The sequence below is a fragment of the Saccharophagus degradans 2-40 genome (genome assembly GCF_000013665.1).
GTDB classification, from domain to species: Bacteria; Pseudomonadota; Gammaproteobacteria; order Pseudomonadales; family Cellvibrionaceae; genus Saccharophagus; species Saccharophagus degradans.
Genome location: NC_007912.1, coordinates 4,504,848 through 4,522,379, shown reverse-complemented (window position 1 = coordinate 4,522,379; position 17,532 = coordinate 4,504,848). Strand labels below are relative to the sequence as shown.

Here is a 17,532-nt window from a genome sequence, read left to right as displayed (position 1 = left end):
CGCTTTAAATTGTGCTAGGCACAGTTATTGGGTAGCAGTGAATGCATACTGCTTTGAACAATTAAAGACGGATTAGCTTGGCGGTCGCTATGCGAAAACGACATAGAAAACAAGAGGAAGCGGATTTAGATATCACTTCCTTTATGAACCTGATGATTATTCTGGTTCCTGTACTTCTGATGACCATGGTGTTGTCGCACATTAGTGTGCTCGACTTAAAACTGCCGGATCTCTCCTCCAGTTCCTCGGCGCCAGAAGACGACGAAAAGAAAAATGAAATACTTGAAGTGGTGATAGAGCCAACCGAAATGGTGGTTAACTACCCCGCAGGTGCGCCTTTACGCCGCATTCCGCAAAAGGCGGATGAAGAAACCGGAGAAATGGTTTACGACTACGAAATGTTGCAAACCGTATTGCGGGAAGTAAAACGTTTGTTGAAAGATCAGGGTATTGAGAAAAAAGACATTTTGATTTTGTCGCAACCCGATACCGATTATCAAACCATTATTCGCTCTATGGATACAGTGCGTAGCTTTAAAGCTGTATCTGTGGCCTCGGTGGTAGATGCAGAATTGTTTCCCGCTATTTCTTTGGGCGATGCTCCTCCACCGGCAGCGGCACAAACAGGGGGGGCGCAATAATGAAACAGTCTATACATGCTAAACGTATGGCGCGTCACCACAAGCGCAACAGTGTGCCTAAGCTTAACCTCGTTTCACTAATGGATATTTTTACCATTCTGGTTTTCTTCCTGTTGGTTAACTCATCGGAAGTGGAGGTGCTGCAAAGCAATAAAGATATCGACTTACCTCAGTCTATCGCTGAGAAAAAGCCAGATAACAACCTGATAATTATGATTAGCCAAGACAATATAATTGTTGGCGGGCGCAGCATAGTAACGGTAGAAAACGCAGTCGCGGAAGAAGGGTTGAATATTACGGCGCTGGCGGATGAGTTAGCTCGCCGCGCTAAAAATAAGCCCTATAAAAATGAAGAAGAGGCAACAAAAGGCAGAAGCGTAACAATCATGGGGGATAAAAGTATTCCTTACACCATGATTAAAAAAGTGATGTCCACCTGTGCCAACTCCGATTTCCGCAATATATCGCTCGCGGTAAATCAGGTGCCAGACGCATCGGCTGAAGGCTTGTTGGAAAGCGCTGGCGGGGAGGGGTAGCATGGCTAAACTTATCGCAGCGCCCAATTTGCAGTTACCTTGGAGTTCCTCTAAGCAGGATGATTCTCGCTTTTGGGTAATTGGGTTAGTCCTTTTTGTTTTGTTCTTTATTCTTTCGGTAATTATTACCCGCATTGAGGTTCCAGAGCCGGACCGAGATGAGCTGGAAGAAAAAGCGATTGAGTTGGCGCAAGTAATATTAGAAAAACAGGAAATTCCTGAGCCACCTCCGCCGCCCCCAAAAGAGGAAGAAAAAAAGGAAGAAGAAAAACCTAAAGAAGAACCCGAGCCAGAAAAAGAACCGGAGCCAGAACCCGAGCCCGAACCAAAACCTGAGCCTAAACCAGAGCCGGAAGAGGTTAAGTTGGTAGAAGCTAAGGAGGCCGCGGCAGCAGAGCTGAATCAGTTTGCCGATATGCTAAGCGATATGCGCGAAGATACCGTGGACTTATCCGATGCGACTACTGACCAATTGGTGCAGGGTACAGGTGAAGAAGAGAAGCTAGATCGCGCTTTGATCGGCGCTTCGGCATCATCTAAGAGTGCGGGTATTAACACCGAAAATTTATCGCGCGATGTTGGCGGTACAACCTTATCCGGTAAAGAGTCTACGCGCGTTACTAGCAAAATTGCTACGGCCACGGGAACAGGTGACAAAGCGACTGCAGAAGAAGTGGTACGTGAGAAATCGCGTCGCAGCGACGAAGAAATTCGTTCTGTTATGGATAAAAACAAAGCGCTTATATTTAACGTGTACAACAAAGCGTTGCGTAAGAATCCTACACTAGAAGGTAAGGTGGTATTCAAAATCGTAATTGACCCAACCGGTAAGGTTGTGGACGCCGAAATTGTTTCCAGCGAGCTTAATGATGCAGACCTAGAGAAGAAGTTGCTGGGCCGCATAAGGCTTATTAACTTTGGCACAAGGGACGTACTGCGCACGACAGTAAACTACTCGCTAGATTTCTTGCCCTATTAAGCAAAAACGGGTTCTACAAAGGCGTCTTCGGGCGCCTTTTTTGTTTGTGCTAGCTGTGGCTATGCGGTTAAATGACGTAATAACAAAGGAGCACAATGAATGAAATGTACAAGTTGTAAAGCGGGTAATTTGGCACCTGCTTATCTCGATACTTTGTTTCCGTGTCACACATGTGACAATTGCGGGGGCAGCTTTGTATACCTAGCAGATTACCTTAAATGGAAAGAGGGTAACCCCAACCTTGCCAACTTAACGGTGAGTGGTGAGTCATTTGAAGTGAGCGAAACAGCGCAGGCCATGATATGCCCTAAAACAGGGTTGTTTATGACCAAGTATCGCATTGCCAGTAATACCGATCACCGTATAGACCTTAGCCCCACTATTAATGCAATTTGGATGGACAAGGGTGAATGGGAGCTATTGAAAACCCGCGGCCTGGCTGGACGGCTAAACGAAATATTTACCGCCCCTTGGCAAAATAAAATACGCGCGGCTAAAACAGCTGAGGTATTAGACGGTATCTACGCCAAAGAGTTTGGTGAAAACTATGCAGCCATTAAAGCCTTTCGTGAGCTTATTCAGCCTTTGGATAATCGAGCCGAAATAATTGCGTTTCTGGTTTCCGACGACCCCTATAAAGCCTAAAATTTCGTCTTAAAAAAAGAGTATTTGAGGCCCAAATAGGGGCCTCGTACAGTGTTTTGGCGTGCGCTTCGTTTTGGTTTTCACGGCTTTAAAAATTAGCATAGAAAACTCTAACAAAATGTTGACATTACAATAGAGAGCTATAAACTGGTGATCAGCTAGAAAAAGGCCTCTTGATTAAAACCTCCTTTTCGTTGTTTGATTCATAATCCTTCGTCCTGTAGTTTTAAAGTTCCAGTCTGATTTCGCGCTACCCAAGCCCTACAAGGCACACAATTTTTACATTTTTATCTCAGGATATGATTATGTCTAACAGAGTTACCGGTACAGTTAAGTGGTTCAACGAATCTAAAGGTTTTGGTTTTATTGAGCAGAAGTCTGGTCCAGACGTATTTGCTCACTTCAGCGCTATTGCTAGCTCTGGATTCAAAACTTTGGCTGAAGGCCAACAAGTTGAGTTCACTGTTACTCAAGGCCAAAAAGGTCCTCAAGCAGAGAACATCGTAGCTCTATAAGCCTTAGCTTATACTGTTACAACGCTCGCCTAGTGCGATGCGCAAAAAGCGGCTTTTTAGCCGCTTTTTTTATGTCTGCTACTTTACCGCCAAGCGTTTGCGCATGTTGGGCTATACTGAAAATACTTTTACTAAAAATGCGCCAAAGCGGTTCATCGCTGCATGCATAAGGTTGTAGCCCATGAAAGGAGCGGTTTTTGTAACGCTTAAAACAATGATCGAAGAATCTCACGGGCCTACCGCGTGGGCGGCATTAGTGGATAAAGTCGCACCTGAGTGCGAGGGCGTTTACGACGCAAATGAAAACTACCCTGATGCCGATGCAATAGCCTATATAGGGGCCGTGGCTGAATTGCTAAATAGCTCTGCATCCGCTGTAACAGAGATTTTTGGTCGCTATTTATTCGATGCGCTCAACAGCATGTCGCCGCAGTATGCTGCTGCATCGCCTACCTTATTTGGATTTCTCCAGAGCATTGAACCCCTTATCCATCGCGAAATTCGTAATAGTAATAAATCGAGCAGTTTGCCGGTTATTGTTGTGAAGGTTACGGATGAGCAACACTTGCTTATGCGCTACAACTCACCCAGAAAGCTTTGTTTTTTGGCTGAGGGGCTTATTCGAGGCGCCGCTAAGCACTATGGAGAGACTGTTGAGCTCAGTCACGACAAATGCCTACACCGAGGCGATATCTGCTGTGAGCTGAATGTTATAAAGCTTGCGACTTAGTCGGTGCCAAACTGAATCACCTGCGGGCAGAGCTTCGCGGCAGTTATTTCTTATTATTCTTATGGTTTTATTGACTTTATCATACTGGTTGGCGATTATTTGCGCTACTTAATGCTGTTTTATATGCGTAAAATAATAATAAGGTGACCTTCATGACTATCTTCGTTGTCGTAAAACGTTTTCTTTTCGCTTGTACCTTTCTTTGCTCTTCTTTGGCTGTGGCCAATTCGCTTGACCCTACATTTGTTTACTTTACTGATGGCAAAGTGGTTGGCGCTAGGGGTATTTCTGTGGGGGATTCCAAAAACTGGAGTGTTCCTGTGGTTGATTTAACCGCTAAGTCGGAGTCGGGTAAGTTAATTATTAGCCCGACCACTTATAAGCGCGAAAACGATGCGCTGCGGGCCGAGTTTACCAAGAAAAAAACGCAGGCTAGCTTAGCGATATATGGGCCAGAAATTGATTTGGCTGCGCTGGAAGATAAAGTCGCGCTGTCTTTATGGGTTAAGGTAGATAAAATTTCATCCTCACCTGTTCATTTAGGTATGGATTGCGGTTGGCCCTGTCGTGCGGAAATAGATATACGCAAAAACCTGCGCAAATTTCCCCGTAAAGAGTGGTTTAATTTTGCTATACCGCTAAATTGCTTGTCGAACTTTGGCTCGGGAGAGAGTTTTGATTTAAGTAAAATTAACGGGCCTTTTGTACTGAGTACCGAAGGGCGGTTGGATATTTCTATTGCAGATATTCGCTTGGGGCTGCTACCCGAAGGCGACCCTGGCTGTGCCAAAGTTGAGGAGTAGTTTTAGTCGCTTTATGCAGGGCTGTATTCCCGTATAAATGCTTCTAGGTGATCGCGTTCGAAGTCCTGTGGTGACCAAGGTAGCTCGGTGGCTAGGTGTAAGTATTGGCGTTTTAGCAAGTAAATATCTGCTTGGTAAGGCGTGCCATCAGCTATTACTTGGATTGTTTCACGTTGGTAATAGCTGCCTTCAAATGCATCGAGCTTTTGTAAGTCTGACGGTTCCACATTCAAGTAAAGTTGCCCTGTTAACCAGGGCGCTGAAGGGTGCCTAAACGCAACAGGGTAGGACTCGGAAGCCGATTGGCCGACTATTTTTACTCGTTTAATACCGGTTGCTGCGGCGCTTAAATGGCGATATTTACCGTCGACTATGCCGCGCCATACGGGGGCGAACATGAGCGAGCCGTAGGTGAATATGTGTTTGCTCATCGGCTTACGGCAAAGATGTTAAAAATTTGAGTAGTGGCATCGGGGGACTGGCCAACACAGGCCATAAATTTACCGCCTTGCTCGTGAATATCGATATTTGCCATACAGGCAATGTTGGGCGTACTTGTTTCTGACTCGGTTGAGATTGTGCCAGTAATAAAGCCGTCCGCTACTCCGTCTGGGGTGCCGTCTAGTTCTATTTCGTAGGTCGTCTCACTATCGGTATCGGCTACGAAATCCGCCAGTGCAGTAATAGCGCATAGCCCTGCGGTATCGCATTCCATGTCTATCACTTTCGTTTTGCTGCCTTCGCCCTTGCCGCCATTGTATAAAAGGCCAGCGTAGCTGCCGGCTAAGTCTGGGCGGTTGGTTATTTCGCGGGCTTCGAAAACCACGCGAAAATCGTAGTTATTGCCGTCTGCTGTATCGAGGCTATGCACTACCGCTGCGTTGCCGCTACCTAAGTATTGATGTTGATTATCACCAATGGATAAACCTTTGCCACAAGCTGCGCCAGTGAAGGTTTCACCGTCTACGAAGTCGTAGGAATCAAGCAGGTTAAATTGATTATTGCTAAAACCGGTGTAAGAGCTGGTGGAGTATTGGTAGTCGCCAAAGAATGCATTGCCGCTGCGCGATGGGCTGTCGTTACCGTTTAGCTTGTAGGTTATCCAGTTGCCGCGAATATTGGAGCTGGGGCAAGTATCGGCGCTAACCAATACTAGGAGTTGATCTTCATCAGCGGAAGGTGGCGCCAGCACAACCATGTCATCACTAATAGATATCATGGCTATTTCGTCTTCTTGGCTAAAGTTGCCGCCGTCGTCGCCGTTGGTTACATCAACGCTCAGTCGAGTGAAACCATTGTCTAACTCAAAAACGGCGCCGGATAGTTTTACTGTGGCTTCCGTGGTGGGGTCGTCGCTTCTGTTCAGGGTAAACGAGTTATCTTCATCGTCGATAATCAGCTCCCAGTGGGAGCCAGGGCCAAAGTAAGCGCGGGTATTGGAACCGCCGCCAACCCCGTCGAATTCTCCTTCGTCGTCGCCGCCCAAGCTGTAGCCAGCTTTACAGGCGCTTAAGCCAAAGGCGGTTGAACCGGCAATAAGTGCGGTTAAAAGGGCTGTGCGGTAGGGGCGTTGCATGGAAAGTCCTTTATGTAAAACTCGTTAGGTTGTGGCTTTAGGCCGGCACCAATAAAAATAAAGCGATACTAGTAGAGTTGGGCTAGTACCAAATTGATACAAAGAATCGAATCACGGTTGCGTCAAAGCTGTATAGGGGCTCTTCACCTGCAGCGTACTCGGCTGGTGTGTCATCTGTACCTTGAGACAGGCGATGGTTTCGAAAGTTCTCATAATCGAAACTCATCTGGTCTACATATAGGTTTAAAGTAAGTTTATCTAACATACGCAGGTATTTAGATTTCACTTCATAGGCAACCCCTACGCCTATCAGCGAGTCGCTGAATGCGCTCATTTCTTTATCGCTCGCTAGGAAGTCCTGCGCGTTGGAATAGGGAAATAAGTCTGAATAGAAGTTAGCTTGGGTTTGGCTGTAGCCGCGGTACTTACCGGTAAACTTCCATCTGTCTTTATAGGGGTGAATGTAACGTATTTCGTAATTGTTTGCTTTAATGCCCCAGCTGTCGCTGTAAGTGCGGTACTCAAACTTTAGCGCTGCGCGATAGGGAATGTAATACATAGAGCGAATGGCAAAAGCATCGCTATTGCGCGTGCGAGGGTAGTTTTCAGGTTGCCTTGCTATGTTGCCATTGGGTTGGGTGTAGCGAACACTGCGGTAGGGGTTATTTAAAAACCCTTCATCAATTACGGTTTCGCCTACTAGGGATACTATCCAGCTTTTAGTGAGAATTTGAGTAACGGCAAAATTATAGCGCGAGTGGGTGGCTTCATCTTCGAACTGCACTTCTTCGTCTTCGTCACCATTGCGCATAACAATATCGTTGCCGTGAGAAAACCCCATGGCCACGGTCGTTAAATCGCCAAACATATCTTGGCTTATGCCAAAGCTAATGGTTTGCGCGTCGTAATCGTTTTCGCTACTTTCTGTGTAGCTAGTGCTAACGGTAGTGCGGTCGTAAAGAAAGTCTGCGCCTAAGCTGGTTTGCAAGCGCTCTTCGGTATAGGGGCTGCCTTGCGTCATTACATCTACCGAGGCACTGGTAACCGAGTCGACGTAATAGTTGCCCCACAGCGATACGGTTTCTTTTACGTTTTTACGCACCAAAACCGATGGCCCGCTAATGGTAACGCCGCCGCCATCAAATTGGTGAAATAGAAATTCGGTGCGCTCTTCAGGCAATACTGCTGCCTGTGTGCATGTGGTAATGGTGAGAGCTATACCGGCAAGTAGTTTACGCAAAGTTAACGCTCGGTAATTAGTTACAGCCACAACCGCCCCCTGCACTGCCTTCTGCGCCGCGCGCCGCTTCACGCGCTTCGTACACGTGGTTCATGTACGCAGTTGAAGCGGGGTTACTGTCAAACGCCATTATGGGGTCGGCTAAATTTTCGCGTTCATAGGGTTTAACCCAAGGCTCGAAGGATGAGCAACCTGCGAGGGCTATAAGCAAAATAATGGCGAGTGATGTGCGCATAGTTCCGTCTCTTTAACGAGATTATTTACATTCTTTTAGAAGGCTTTTTATTAGTTTTTTATAAATTTTTTCGTCCCCTGGCACGTAGCTGCGGTGCAGGTGGCGCATATTGCCGTTGCAGTCGATAAGCACACTGCTAGGCATAGCATCTACGCCATAGGTTTCACTGGTTTTACTGTCTGTATCGAATAAAACAGGAAAGGCAACTGGGTCTTTGGCGAGCAGGGCTTTGGCTGCGCCTATATCTTCTTCGGCGTTAATGCCTAACAAGGTAAAACCTGCGGGCTGATAGCGTTGGTAGAGGGCATCTAGCAATGGCATTTCTTGCTTACAGGGGCCGCACCAGCTCGCCCAGAAGTTGAGCATAACCACTTGGCCGCGCAGCTCTGATAGGCGAATGTTTTTGCCAGTGTTGGATTTAAGTGTGAAATCTGGTGCTGGGCCAGATAAAGCCGTTGTTTTTTCTTTTGCGGTAGCAGGTTGTGCGAGCACCCCCAAAGCAATAACAAAGCAAGCTATACGACTAAACGAGCGAATAAACATATTGCAACTCCAATTAAGTTTGCGCTAAAAGTACAACGAGAGGCCGGCTTGGGCTTCGAGGTTTTGGATTGATTTATCTTCACCTAAAATATTATGGGTGAATAGGTGGTTGCGAAAATCCACTCGCAGTGCCAGCCAATCTGTGGCGAACAAGCGGAAGCCGCCACCAAAGTTATAGGTAATATATTCGTTGCCGGCAAACTGGGTGTTGCCCATGCCAAATATTACGTAATAATTTGTGTTAAAGGCGTAATCTTTACTTATGTAAACTTCGCCTGGCAGTAAGTTGATGCCTAGCGACATGTTGTAGTAGAGCAGTTCACGCTCTTCTTCAGTAAGTAAGTCGCTGCCACCACTTAATACTTCGAAGCTGGTTTTACTGGTTTGAGTACCGCCAATATTACCCTCTAAGAAAAAATCTTCTGTGATGTGGTACGCCGCACGCACGCCGTACACATTGTTACTGCCAAAATCCTCTACGCTCATTACGCCCGAAAAAAAACCAAACTCGAAATCTTCGTTATCAATTTCGGCTTCGTCTATTTCGCGGCGTTTTAGGTCTGGGCTTATTACTGCATCTAGCACAGTCGCTTCGTCAATTTTGCCGTTGTCGCGCTCTTCTTGTTGAGCAAAGGCGGACGGTGTATAGCCTAAAGAGGCTCCTAGCAATAAGCAGCTTGTTAAAAGTAAACGCTGAAACCTGCTTTCCATTCTGAAACCTCTTCGTTATTTTCTCTGTTGGTCAGCACTTTGTGGTCGGAGTATTCGGCGCGCAGCATAAACCGGCGCGATACATAAAACATAAACCCGCCGCCAACAGTCATGACAGTATCTTCGCGATCTTGAGATTGTACTAAGTCGGAGTCTGGCTCGATAAGTATTACGCCACTACCCAAGGTGAAAAAGGGGGATAGTCGCCAGTTGGGGAAAATTTGGTGCACGGCATTAAGGCTAAGCAGTTTGCTGTTGGAGTATGACCCAAACGCCTGTGTGTATTTTAATTCTGCGGCTAAGTTGGGGGTAAGGTGATAGCCCACGTAATTTGTGAGTGCGCTGGCACCGCCAAAATCACCGCCCATCATGCCCAGTTCCCAGCGTCGGTTGGGGAAGCTTTTGTCGCCCGAGTAATCAAAGGCAATGAGTGGGCCTTCGCCATTTAGGGTTGCGTTAAGGGTGCTGCGCTTTACCCAGCCGGACTTGCCATTTTTCATTACCACTTTAAACCAGTCGGTGCGCTGTTTTTGCAGCCAGACGGTCTCGCCTTTTTCTAGTATGTGAAAAATGGGGTAGCCGCGGCCTGCGCCGGTATGCACGTTTACAAATGGGTCTGCGATTACAACTGCCAAGCCATCGGGCTCTTCTTTTGGCTCGGCTAAGCTGGCGTTGCAAAATAGTGCTAGCGCCACCCACGCTGCGGCGAGCAGCGCCTTCCCTGTGTGTACAAAACCTAATTTAATCATTAATCAACGCTAAGCCTATTGTGATGGGCAATGATTGCTGTATGTGTTTTTGGTTATTAAACGCTGTTATTTAACCTGTTTCTAATCGCTGTTTAGGGCGAAGTGTAAGCGCACGCTTACTATCAATCGGGCGGTGCATCAAATGGGTTGCTGTAATACTGTGCACCTATATCCAGCCATTCTGATATAAGTTTTAGTTCGGCGCCACTCAATAGCCCGCGGTGATCAACCGTTGCCCCTGCTTGCGAAAACGTGTTGAAAAACACTTGGCTTGATAGGGCTCGGCCCGGCACCATGATGCGTCCAAAGGTGCGATCGGTATTTACTATAACCGGTATGGGTTGGCCTTCTTCATCTAAAACTAATTCAAACTCGGTGTCTAACGGCGCTTCAATATCGATAACTTCTTCATTGCCGTCTTCGTCTACGATGGTTTGTCTCGCATAGTACACGAATACGCCGTCAACTTGTTTATGTTCTGTTTCAGGTTGCAGTATGCCTGTTTCTGGGTTGAGTTCGTACACTGGGCTAGCTAAGAATAGTTCAGCGTAGGACACCATATAATTATTGTTAACCTGTGATAGTTCGCCGGTTAACTCTAACTGGCGCTCACCAGCGGGCAATTTTTGTAGCCCGGCTTCGTCTACTGCGCTGTGGCATGTGGTACAGGTAAAGTTCTCCTCGCCCATTCCTCTGTCTATCATTCGCGAAGCTTCCCAGATGGGGTGAATATGATCTTCGTAGTTAATCACTACGCGGCAGAGGCTGTTCCAGTTATTGATGCAAGCGGAATTGGTGGTTGGCGCTGGCGAGTTTAAATCGTTGTAGCTGAAATCGATTATATCTGCCTTGGTTAACCCCGTGGTTTCATCTGTCCATTCATCTTCAAAGTAAATATTTACCGATGGTGTGCGTGCGCCGTCTACCGTGGAGGAGCTGCTGCTGTTTATACGCGCGTAGTAGGCCGCCATGGTTTCGCCCACATTGGGCGGCAATTGCGGCAGCGGGTTCATGGGGTCGAGGGTGTCTAGCAATACGGTGTTGGGGAAGTGGCTGCTAGAGAGCGCCCCCATATTGATAGAGTCTAAGCCTTTGGCTGCGTTGCCGTGGGGCACTTCGGAGTCGCGCACGTGGCAACCTGTACATTGGCGCACCTCGCCTGCGCGCACAGTAAACCAGTTTTGGTGACGCTCGGAGATACGCTTGCCCTCGGCATTGACCACCGAAAAAGTAACGGCCACATCGGCGGGCACTTTAAACATGGCCGAGCCATCTGGCTCCACCGGTACATAGCCGAGAATATCTTTCATGCGGAAGTTACCCGCCCCGTCTGCAACGCCTAGGTTAAAGTCGAATACGTCGTCATCGGGCAGCGATACCGCTTTTAATATACGCAGAAAGCGTGCAGGGCGCTCGTCGGGGGCGACTTGCATGGGGTCGGCAGTGGCGATAATGCCTGCGGGGGAGGTGTCTTCGCCGTCTAAGTCGTAAACGCTGTGAATATGCACAACGCCTACATCTTGCTCTACCAGTGCGGCTCTATCTTGGTCGCGCAATGTGGTTTCTAGGTGGGTGGCGGGTGTCACCGGCTCCATAATAACCGCTTCGGTAACCATGCGATTTGGGGTAGCTAAATCTACGGGCGATTGGGTGGCGATAACGGGGTCGTACACCCATAAGCCGTACATGGGCTCGGCTAAAACGACAGCGGTACTGGCAAGTGTGCGATCGTTACAGGGGAAGGTGCCTACTTCGTCTTCTTCGATTGTGATGGCCGTTTGGCCTTCTGCAAGCAGTTCGCCATCGCGATTAACAAAGTCGCCGGCGACGTCGATGAGTTGCAGCGAAGCATTTACATAGGTGCCAAAACGGTAGCCGCGCACCACGCATGGGCTCCAGCTTACTAAGTAGCGGCCGGTGTTGTCGGCCATGGGGTAGGCGCTACTAAAAAAGCCGTGGGGCGAGGGTGTGCCGTCGGTGTGCACAGGGGCGTTGGTGGCCACTTCCTGCGCAGGGCCGACGCCACCCATGTTGCTACCAGCAGCTTGGGTGAGGTCTGTATAGCCGTCTATGTCTATTTCAACTAAGTCGCCGCCTAGTTGATCGAATTCGCGCGGACGTAAATTCACTAGCACCTTGCCGTTTTGTAGCTGGCGAGGTTGGTTAAAAACGCCTTCAGTACTGTTGGTGCCAGTAAGTTGTGAATGGTAGCCGTACGCAAGGGCGGGGTTGGTGCCGTCGGGGTTAATGGTGTACAGGCTGAGTCGATCCATACCGCCGCGATTATCGAAATTATCCCAGCGCAAAAATAGAATTTGGCCGTTATCGAGCACGGTTGGGTGCAAGTCGTGGCTTTGGTTAAATGTAAGCTGTTCGATATTAGCGCCGTCGTCGTCCATTACGTGCAGTAGAAATGCTTCTTGCTCTCTGTCTTCGGTAAGCGCTGCAAACTGAGGTTTGTTTTCATCCAGCAATATAGCTTTGCTGCGGCGTTGGCGGGTGGAGGAAAAAACTATGCGGCCATCGGGTAAATAGTAAGGTGCCACATCTTCGCCCGCTTCTGCGGCGATATCCGATTGAATAATACGACGCAAAACGTCGGTTTCGCGGTCGTATTCCCAAATATTCCAAGTGGGTTGTTCATCTTCGTCGGCATCTTCATCGGCGGGTGCGCGCATGGCAAATATAAGTTTTAAGCCATCGTCCGACGTTTCTAGATCTTTTACATCGTAGAGTGGTTCGTCGCCATCTGTATTGGCGCTGCCAAAAACGCCTGCGGTAAGTACTATCTCACTGGCTGCCACTGCGGCGCGGTCTTTAATAATAAGTTTTGCGCCTGGCTTAAAGGCGGCTGGGTCCAATACGTTGTCGGCTAGTAGCATGCCAGACTCATCGTCGCGCGGCAGGGGGCGTTCGACATAAGCAATAGGGAAATCCACTACCACTGGGTCGGGGTCTTGGCCGCTGGAGCTGCCACCCTGTAAATCGCCGTTGCTCGCATCACAGCCGCCAAGTGCAGCTAGCACGCAGGCAGAGGTGAAAGTGTAGAGCCAGTATTTATTCATGCTATTTCGCCTGTCCGTATCCGTTGCGCGCAGCGCTATCTATCAGATGTTGCGTTACCTTCGCGCCATTATATAGCGCGTTAAGGTGTTGAATATTATTTTAATCGGTTAACTTTTTTGTAAGTTAACAAAAGAAACAAGAGTTATGCCGTTGCCGCCATTTAAGCCCTACCAAAATGTAAATTTGTGAACTTGCGACATTTCTTGCGTGGTGCTCCTGCTGCAATGTGTGCGCTTGCTCTGCACCCGATTTTTAATGTTTATCAGTACTGGCTGGCAGCCGCGCAATCTTAAAGTGTCGCTTGTCGGTAATTTATACGCGGTGGTCGGTATTTGTTAATGAGTTTGCTAAAGCGTGCGGCTGCTCTCGTGGTGACATGGGGCTTTTTAGCATAATTACCCCTGTGAGACGCAAATTTAGTATGACTTGGTTCTCATTTTGGCGCCTATTGCACGGTTTTGTGATGTCGCGCAGGTTGGCGGGAACAGTTCGTGCCTTCTCTAGCTAGTAGCTTAAATAATACGCACCGCTAAACGGGGTTTGGTCACATAAAAACCTAAGCTGCGTGTTATATGAAGCTAAAGCCAACAACACTTAATGTGAATATGTTGGTTACAGGCTGACAATTTTTGGCACGGTTTAACATAAGGTGTCATACAGAATAGAAAACTGCCTGCTTTATTCCTGTTAATGCAAAGCTTTTATGCGGGTTTGTGTTTGGCGGGCAGAGTTTATCCACGGAGGGCCGGCTGCAGCTTGGTCTCCTTATATTATTAACTTTACTGTGAGATGTGCGATGACCAATTACGATCGCAAACTATCGAAACCTACTTCACGCGGTGCGCTGAGTTTGTTGGCAACTGCCGCAACCGGTGCGCTCTTGTGTTCTGGTATGGCTATGGCTGGCACGCTAGAGCAAGCGAAGCGCATGCACGACCGCTTGGCAGGTGTGCCCCCCACTGAATCTGTGTTGCTTGCAATGAAAGCTGAGCTCGATGCGGGCGATGCGATGGCTGCGGCAGAGATAGCCATGGAAAACGATAGTTTTTATAACGAGACTATTAAAAACTGGGCTGCGCCTTGGACCAACCGCGAACAAAACGTATTTGTGCCGCTAAATGATTACACCGCCACCGTAATTGGGTTTGTGCGCGATGAATTGGATTTTAGAGAGCTTTTATACGCGGATATTATCTATGTGGGCGACGGTATTACACCGTCCTATTCCAATTCGAGTAATGCCCATTACCAAGCGATGGAAGACGCCGGCGTTAGCTTAAAAGATACACTCGATCGCAGCTTGCAGTCAGAAGTAACTGGCTTACCTGCCGAAGCAACATCTGGTGTGGTCACCTCTCGCGCCGCTTCTAAAGCGTTCTTAATTGCGGGCACCAACCGCGCAGCTTTCCGTTTTACCTTAATGAATCATATGTGTATGGATCTGGAACAAGTTCACGATATTACTCGTGTGCCAGATCGTATTCGCCAAGATGTATCGCGCAGCCCTGGCGGCGATGCGCGCGTATTTCTAAACGGCTGTATGGGTTGCCATGCGGGTATGGATCCAATGGCGCAGGGCTTGGCGTATTACAACTATGAATACGACCCCGAAAACGATTTAACCGGTGAGAACGGTCAGTTGGTGTACAACAGCGAGGGTGACATAGACCCCGAAACGGGCACCCGCGTGCAGGCCAAATACCACTTTAATAGCGCTACCTTCCCCTACGGTTTTGTTACCCCTGATGATAAGTGGGATAACTATTGGCGCGAAGGGGTGAACAAATCCTTGGGCTGGGATACGAGCTTGCCTGGCAGTGGCAACGGTGCAAAAACCATGATGATGGAAATGGCTCACAGCCAAGCTTTTGCGCAATGCCAAGTAAAGAAAGTATTCAAAACCGTGTGTTTGCGTGACCCAGATGCCGACTACGGCATAGACGGTGCCGATGGCAATCCGAACGATCAAGCAACACTGAATAGTTGGGTGACCGATTTTGCCGCCAACGGCTACAACATCAAACGCGTGTTTGCTCAAGCCGCCGACTACTGCAAAGGAAACTAAGCCATGAATAGCCTTTTTTCTAAATTGCCTTTGCTCGCTTTAACCGCAGTTTTGTTTGCCGGTTGTAGTGGTGGCAGCGGCCAAGATGTACAGACCAACGTAAACCAAGATGTAAGCGACGAAGATACCGGCATTGTGTATAACGGCCCTTCGCCAAGCACCGACGACGTACAAAACTTTAAATTAAATGTATGGGATAAACTTGCCGGTGAAGATCGCTGCGGGGCCTGTCACGTTGCCGGCGGCCAATCGCCACAGTTCGTGCGCGCCGATGACATCAACTTGGCTTATCAAGCTGCCAATACCATTGTGGATTTATCTGCACCGGCGTTATCGCGCATGGTGACGAAAGTGGGTGGCGGTCACCAATGCTGGCGCCCAGAACTAAGCGTGTGTGCCGACACCATTACCAACTTTATAGCCTCCTGGGCTAACGACTCGGGTGCGGAAGTGAACGAAATCATTCTAACTGCACCGCCAGAGCGCGAAGTGGTGGATAGTAAGTCGTTCCCCGATACGCCAGACACCTTTATTAGTACGGTTTATCCGCTGTTAGTAGAAAACTGCGCTTCGTGTCACGCGGAAGAAGGTAACCCACAGCAGCGCCCCTATTTTGGCAGTAAAGATCACGATGTTGCTTACGGTTCGGCTAAATCGAAAATTAATTTAGATTCACCGGCGGAGTCGCGCTTTTATGTGCGCCTTGCCAGCGAAGGGCACAACTGTTGGCCGAATGAAGATAACCCAGCGCAAGACAGCTGTGCATACAGCTCTGGCGAAATGCTAACCGCCTTAGAGGCGTTTAGTAACGGTATTGCCGTTACAGAAGTAGACCCAGCGTTACATACCAGCCGTGCATTGCGTTTAGAAATTGAGGGTATTGTGGCCAGTAGTGGCGGTCGTTATGAGTCCGATGTGATTGCCCTTTATCAATTTAAAGCTGGCGAAGGCTCGCCCATGGCTTTTGATACCAGTGGTGTAGAGCCTGCGCTCGATCTGACGCTTTCCGGTAACTATGCATGGGAAGGAAACTGGGGTGTGTCGTTCGACGGCGGTAAAGCTCAGGGCTCAACAAGCGGTAGCCAAAAACTACACCGCTTAATTACAGCTACTGGCGAATACTCTGTAGAAGCGTGGGTAGTGCCTGGCAACGTTGCTCAAGATGGCCCTGCGCGTATCGTCACCTATTCTGGTGGTAGCGACGCAACCAACTTTACCCTCGGGCAAACCATATATAACTACGACTTCCTTACGCGCGGTGAAAACTTTGGCGCCGATGGCATGCCGGGGTTATCCACCCCCAATGCCGATGAAGTATTGCAAGCCACACTGCAGCACGTGGTGGTTAACTATGACCTGCTCGACGGCCGTTCAATTTACGTGAATGGCGAGCTAGTGGCTGACGACCCAGAAGCGGCAGGTCACTTGAATGATTGGGACGATACCTTCGCGCTTGCCGTAGGCAACGAAGTAGACAACCAACAAATGTGGCAGGGCACGGTGCGTTTTTTGGCAGTGCACAGTCGCGTACTTACGCCAGAACAAATTGTTTCGAATTACGATGCTGGTGTGGGTGAAAAATTCTTTATGCTGTTTGGCGTGTCGCATTTAATTGATGTGCCAAGCGCCTATGTGGCGTTCGAGGCACAGCAGTTTGATTCGTACAGTTACTTATTTAGCGAGCCATTCTTTATAAGCTTGGACCCAGCCGCAACCATACCGGGTGATATTGCTATTGAAGGTATCCACATAGGTATAAACGGCAAAGAGGCGCCAATCGGTCAGGCGTTTGCGAATGTAGCGGTAACCATTAACAGCGAAAATTACAGCCCCGATGGTGTGCCCATGTCTGCGCTTGGTGCGCTTATTCCTTTAGAAAAAGGCGCAGCGGAAGACGACTTCTTCCTTACCTTTGATCGCATTGGTGAGCGTACCTATACCCGCGTAGACGATACCGTTTTGCCGGAGCCTACAGAGACCAATATTGCAGAGCAAGCAGATATTGGCCTGCGTATTTTTGGTGAAATAAATGCAACTTTGGCCAACTTAACGGGCGTAGATAGCGCCACGCCTTCGGTTGCAGCGGTGTATGAATTAGTGCGCCAGCAATTGCCAGTATCCGAGCAAATTGAAGGTTTCTTGGCAGCGCATCAAGCCGGTGTCATGCAGCTTTCGGTTGCTTACTGCACCGAGTTAGTTTCCGACAGCTCTGCGCGTGCCAGTTACTTCCCCGGGTTTAATTTTGGTGGCAGTTTAGATTCTGGCTCTAGAGATCTTATTGTCGACCCTCTATTGGCAGGCCTAACTGCAGCACAGGTAAATGTAGATGGCGAAATGCAAACCCTCGCCACCCAGCCGGATGTGGCAACCTTAAAAACGCATCTGTACAACTTAATCAATGATATGTCATCAGCTGATACCCAAACTGCGGTTATCGCTGTGTGTGCTGCCGCAGGTGGTAGCGCCGTGATGTTATTGCAATAAAGGTGGATCACTCC

General features: G+C 48.5%; 17 protein-coding genes. 9 read left to right on the top strand and 8 right to left on the bottom strand.

The window, feature by feature from the left end; translation table 11 throughout:
- Nucleotides 1–89: 89 nt before the first annotated feature.
- From SDE_RS18620 to SDE_RS18590, 7 genes are all read left to right on the top strand, one after another.
- Nucleotides 90–641, top strand: coding sequence for an ExbD/TolR family protein (locus SDE_RS18620; protein ID WP_011470032.1), 552 nt, complete (start codon nt 90–92; stop codon nt 639–641).
- Complete coding sequence (locus SDE_RS18615; protein ID WP_011470031.1) at nt 641–1,177, top strand: ExbD/TolR family protein; 537 nt, start codon at nt 641–643, stop codon at nt 1,175–1,177. The genes SDE_RS18620 and SDE_RS18615 overlap by 1 nt, the downstream gene beginning before the upstream one ends.
- A gap of 1 nt (nt 1,178) precedes the next feature.
- Nucleotides 1,179–2,156: an AgmX/PglI C-terminal domain-containing protein gene (locus SDE_RS18610; RefSeq protein WP_011470030.1), complete on the top strand. Its 978-nt coding sequence runs from the start codon at nt 1,179–1,181 to the stop codon at nt 2,154–2,156.
- A 99-nt stretch (nt 2,157–2,255) separates the two neighbouring features.
- A complete protein-coding gene (locus tag SDE_RS18605) occupies nt 2,256–2,801 on the top strand; it encodes a zf-TFIIB domain-containing protein (protein WP_011470029.1) in 546 nt (181 codons plus the stop codon).
- A gap of 305 nt (nt 2,802–3,106) precedes the next feature.
- A complete protein-coding gene (locus SDE_RS18600) occupies nt 3,107–3,316 on the top strand; it encodes a cold-shock protein (RefSeq protein WP_011470028.1) in 210 nt (69 codons plus the stop codon).
- A gap of 181 nt (nt 3,317–3,497) precedes the next feature.
- The gene (locus SDE_RS18595) at nt 3,498–4,046 is read left to right on the top strand and encodes a heme NO-binding domain-containing protein (protein WP_011470027.1); all 549 of its coding nucleotides are present in this window, start codon (nt 3,498–3,500) and stop codon (nt 4,044–4,046) included.
- Between the two features lie 152 nt (nt 4,047–4,198).
- Complete coding sequence (locus tag SDE_RS18590) at nt 4,199–4,849, top strand: putative glycoside hydrolase (protein ID WP_011470026.1); 651 nt, start codon at nt 4,199–4,201, stop codon at nt 4,847–4,849.
- Nucleotides 4,850–4,860: 11 nt separating this feature from the next.
- Here the strand turns inward: SDE_RS18590 and SDE_RS18585 are convergent, their stop codons facing one another.
- From SDE_RS18585 to SDE_RS18550, 8 genes are all read right to left on the bottom strand, one after another.
- On the bottom strand, nt 4,861–5,280 hold the full coding sequence (locus tag SDE_RS18585) for a gamma-glutamylcyclotransferase family protein (RefSeq protein WP_011470025.1): 420 nt from the start codon (nt 5,278–5,280) through the stop codon (nt 4,861–4,863).
- Nucleotides 5,277–6,425 carry a hypothetical protein gene (locus SDE_RS18580; protein ID WP_011470024.1) on the bottom strand — a complete coding sequence of 383 codons (1,149 nt, stop codon included), beginning with the start codon at nt 6,423–6,425 and terminating at the stop codon, nt 5,277–5,279. Before SDE_RS18580 ends, SDE_RS18585 begins: the two co-directional genes overlap by 4 nt.
- Before the next feature lie 82 nt (nt 6,426–6,507).
- On the bottom strand, nt 6,508–7,695 hold the full coding sequence (locus SDE_RS18575; RefSeq protein WP_011470023.1) for a DUF3570 domain-containing protein: 1,188 nt from the start codon (nt 7,693–7,695) through the stop codon (nt 6,508–6,510).
- Entirely contained in the window at nt 7,682–7,900 is a 219-nt protein-coding gene (locus SDE_RS18570) for a DUF4266 domain-containing protein (protein ID WP_011470022.1), read from the bottom strand. Before SDE_RS18570 ends, SDE_RS18575 begins: the two co-directional genes overlap by 14 nt.
- 21 nt (nt 7,901–7,921) lie before the next feature.
- Nucleotides 7,922–8,443: a TlpA disulfide reductase family protein gene (locus tag SDE_RS18565; protein ID WP_011470021.1), complete on the bottom strand. Its 522-nt coding sequence runs from the start codon at nt 8,441–8,443 to the stop codon at nt 7,922–7,924.
- Nucleotides 8,444–8,467: 24 nt separating this feature from the next.
- Nucleotides 8,468–9,154 (bottom strand): outer membrane beta-barrel domain-containing protein, encoded by a 687-nt coding sequence (locus tag SDE_RS18560; RefSeq protein ID WP_041324892.1) that lies wholly within the window; start codon nt 9,152–9,154, stop codon nt 8,468–8,470.
- Entirely contained in the window at nt 9,124–9,903 is a 780-nt protein-coding gene (locus SDE_RS18555; RefSeq protein ID WP_011470019.1) for an outer membrane beta-barrel protein, read from the bottom strand. Before SDE_RS18555 ends, SDE_RS18560 begins: the two co-directional genes overlap by 31 nt.
- Before the next feature lie 122 nt (nt 9,904–10,025).
- Nucleotides 10,026–12,968 carry a type II secretion system protein C gene (locus tag SDE_RS18550; protein ID WP_011470018.1) on the bottom strand — a complete coding sequence of 981 codons (2,943 nt, stop codon included), beginning with the start codon at nt 12,966–12,968 and terminating at the stop codon, nt 10,026–10,028.
- Between the two features lie 797 nt (nt 12,969–13,765).
- On the opposite strand from SDE_RS18550, the gene SDE_RS18545 reads away from it, so the two are divergent.
- Nucleotides 13,766–15,034, top strand: a complete 1,269-nt coding sequence (locus tag SDE_RS18545; protein WP_417750315.1) for a hypothetical protein — start codon at nt 13,766–13,768, stop codon at nt 15,032–15,034.
- A 3-nt stretch (nt 15,035–15,037) separates the two neighbouring features.
- The gene (locus SDE_RS18540; RefSeq protein ID WP_011470016.1) at nt 15,038–17,518 is read left to right on the top strand and encodes a LamG domain-containing protein; all 2,481 of its coding nucleotides are present in this window, start codon (nt 15,038–15,040) and stop codon (nt 17,516–17,518) included.
- Nucleotides 17,519–17,532: the final 14 nt, after the last annotated feature.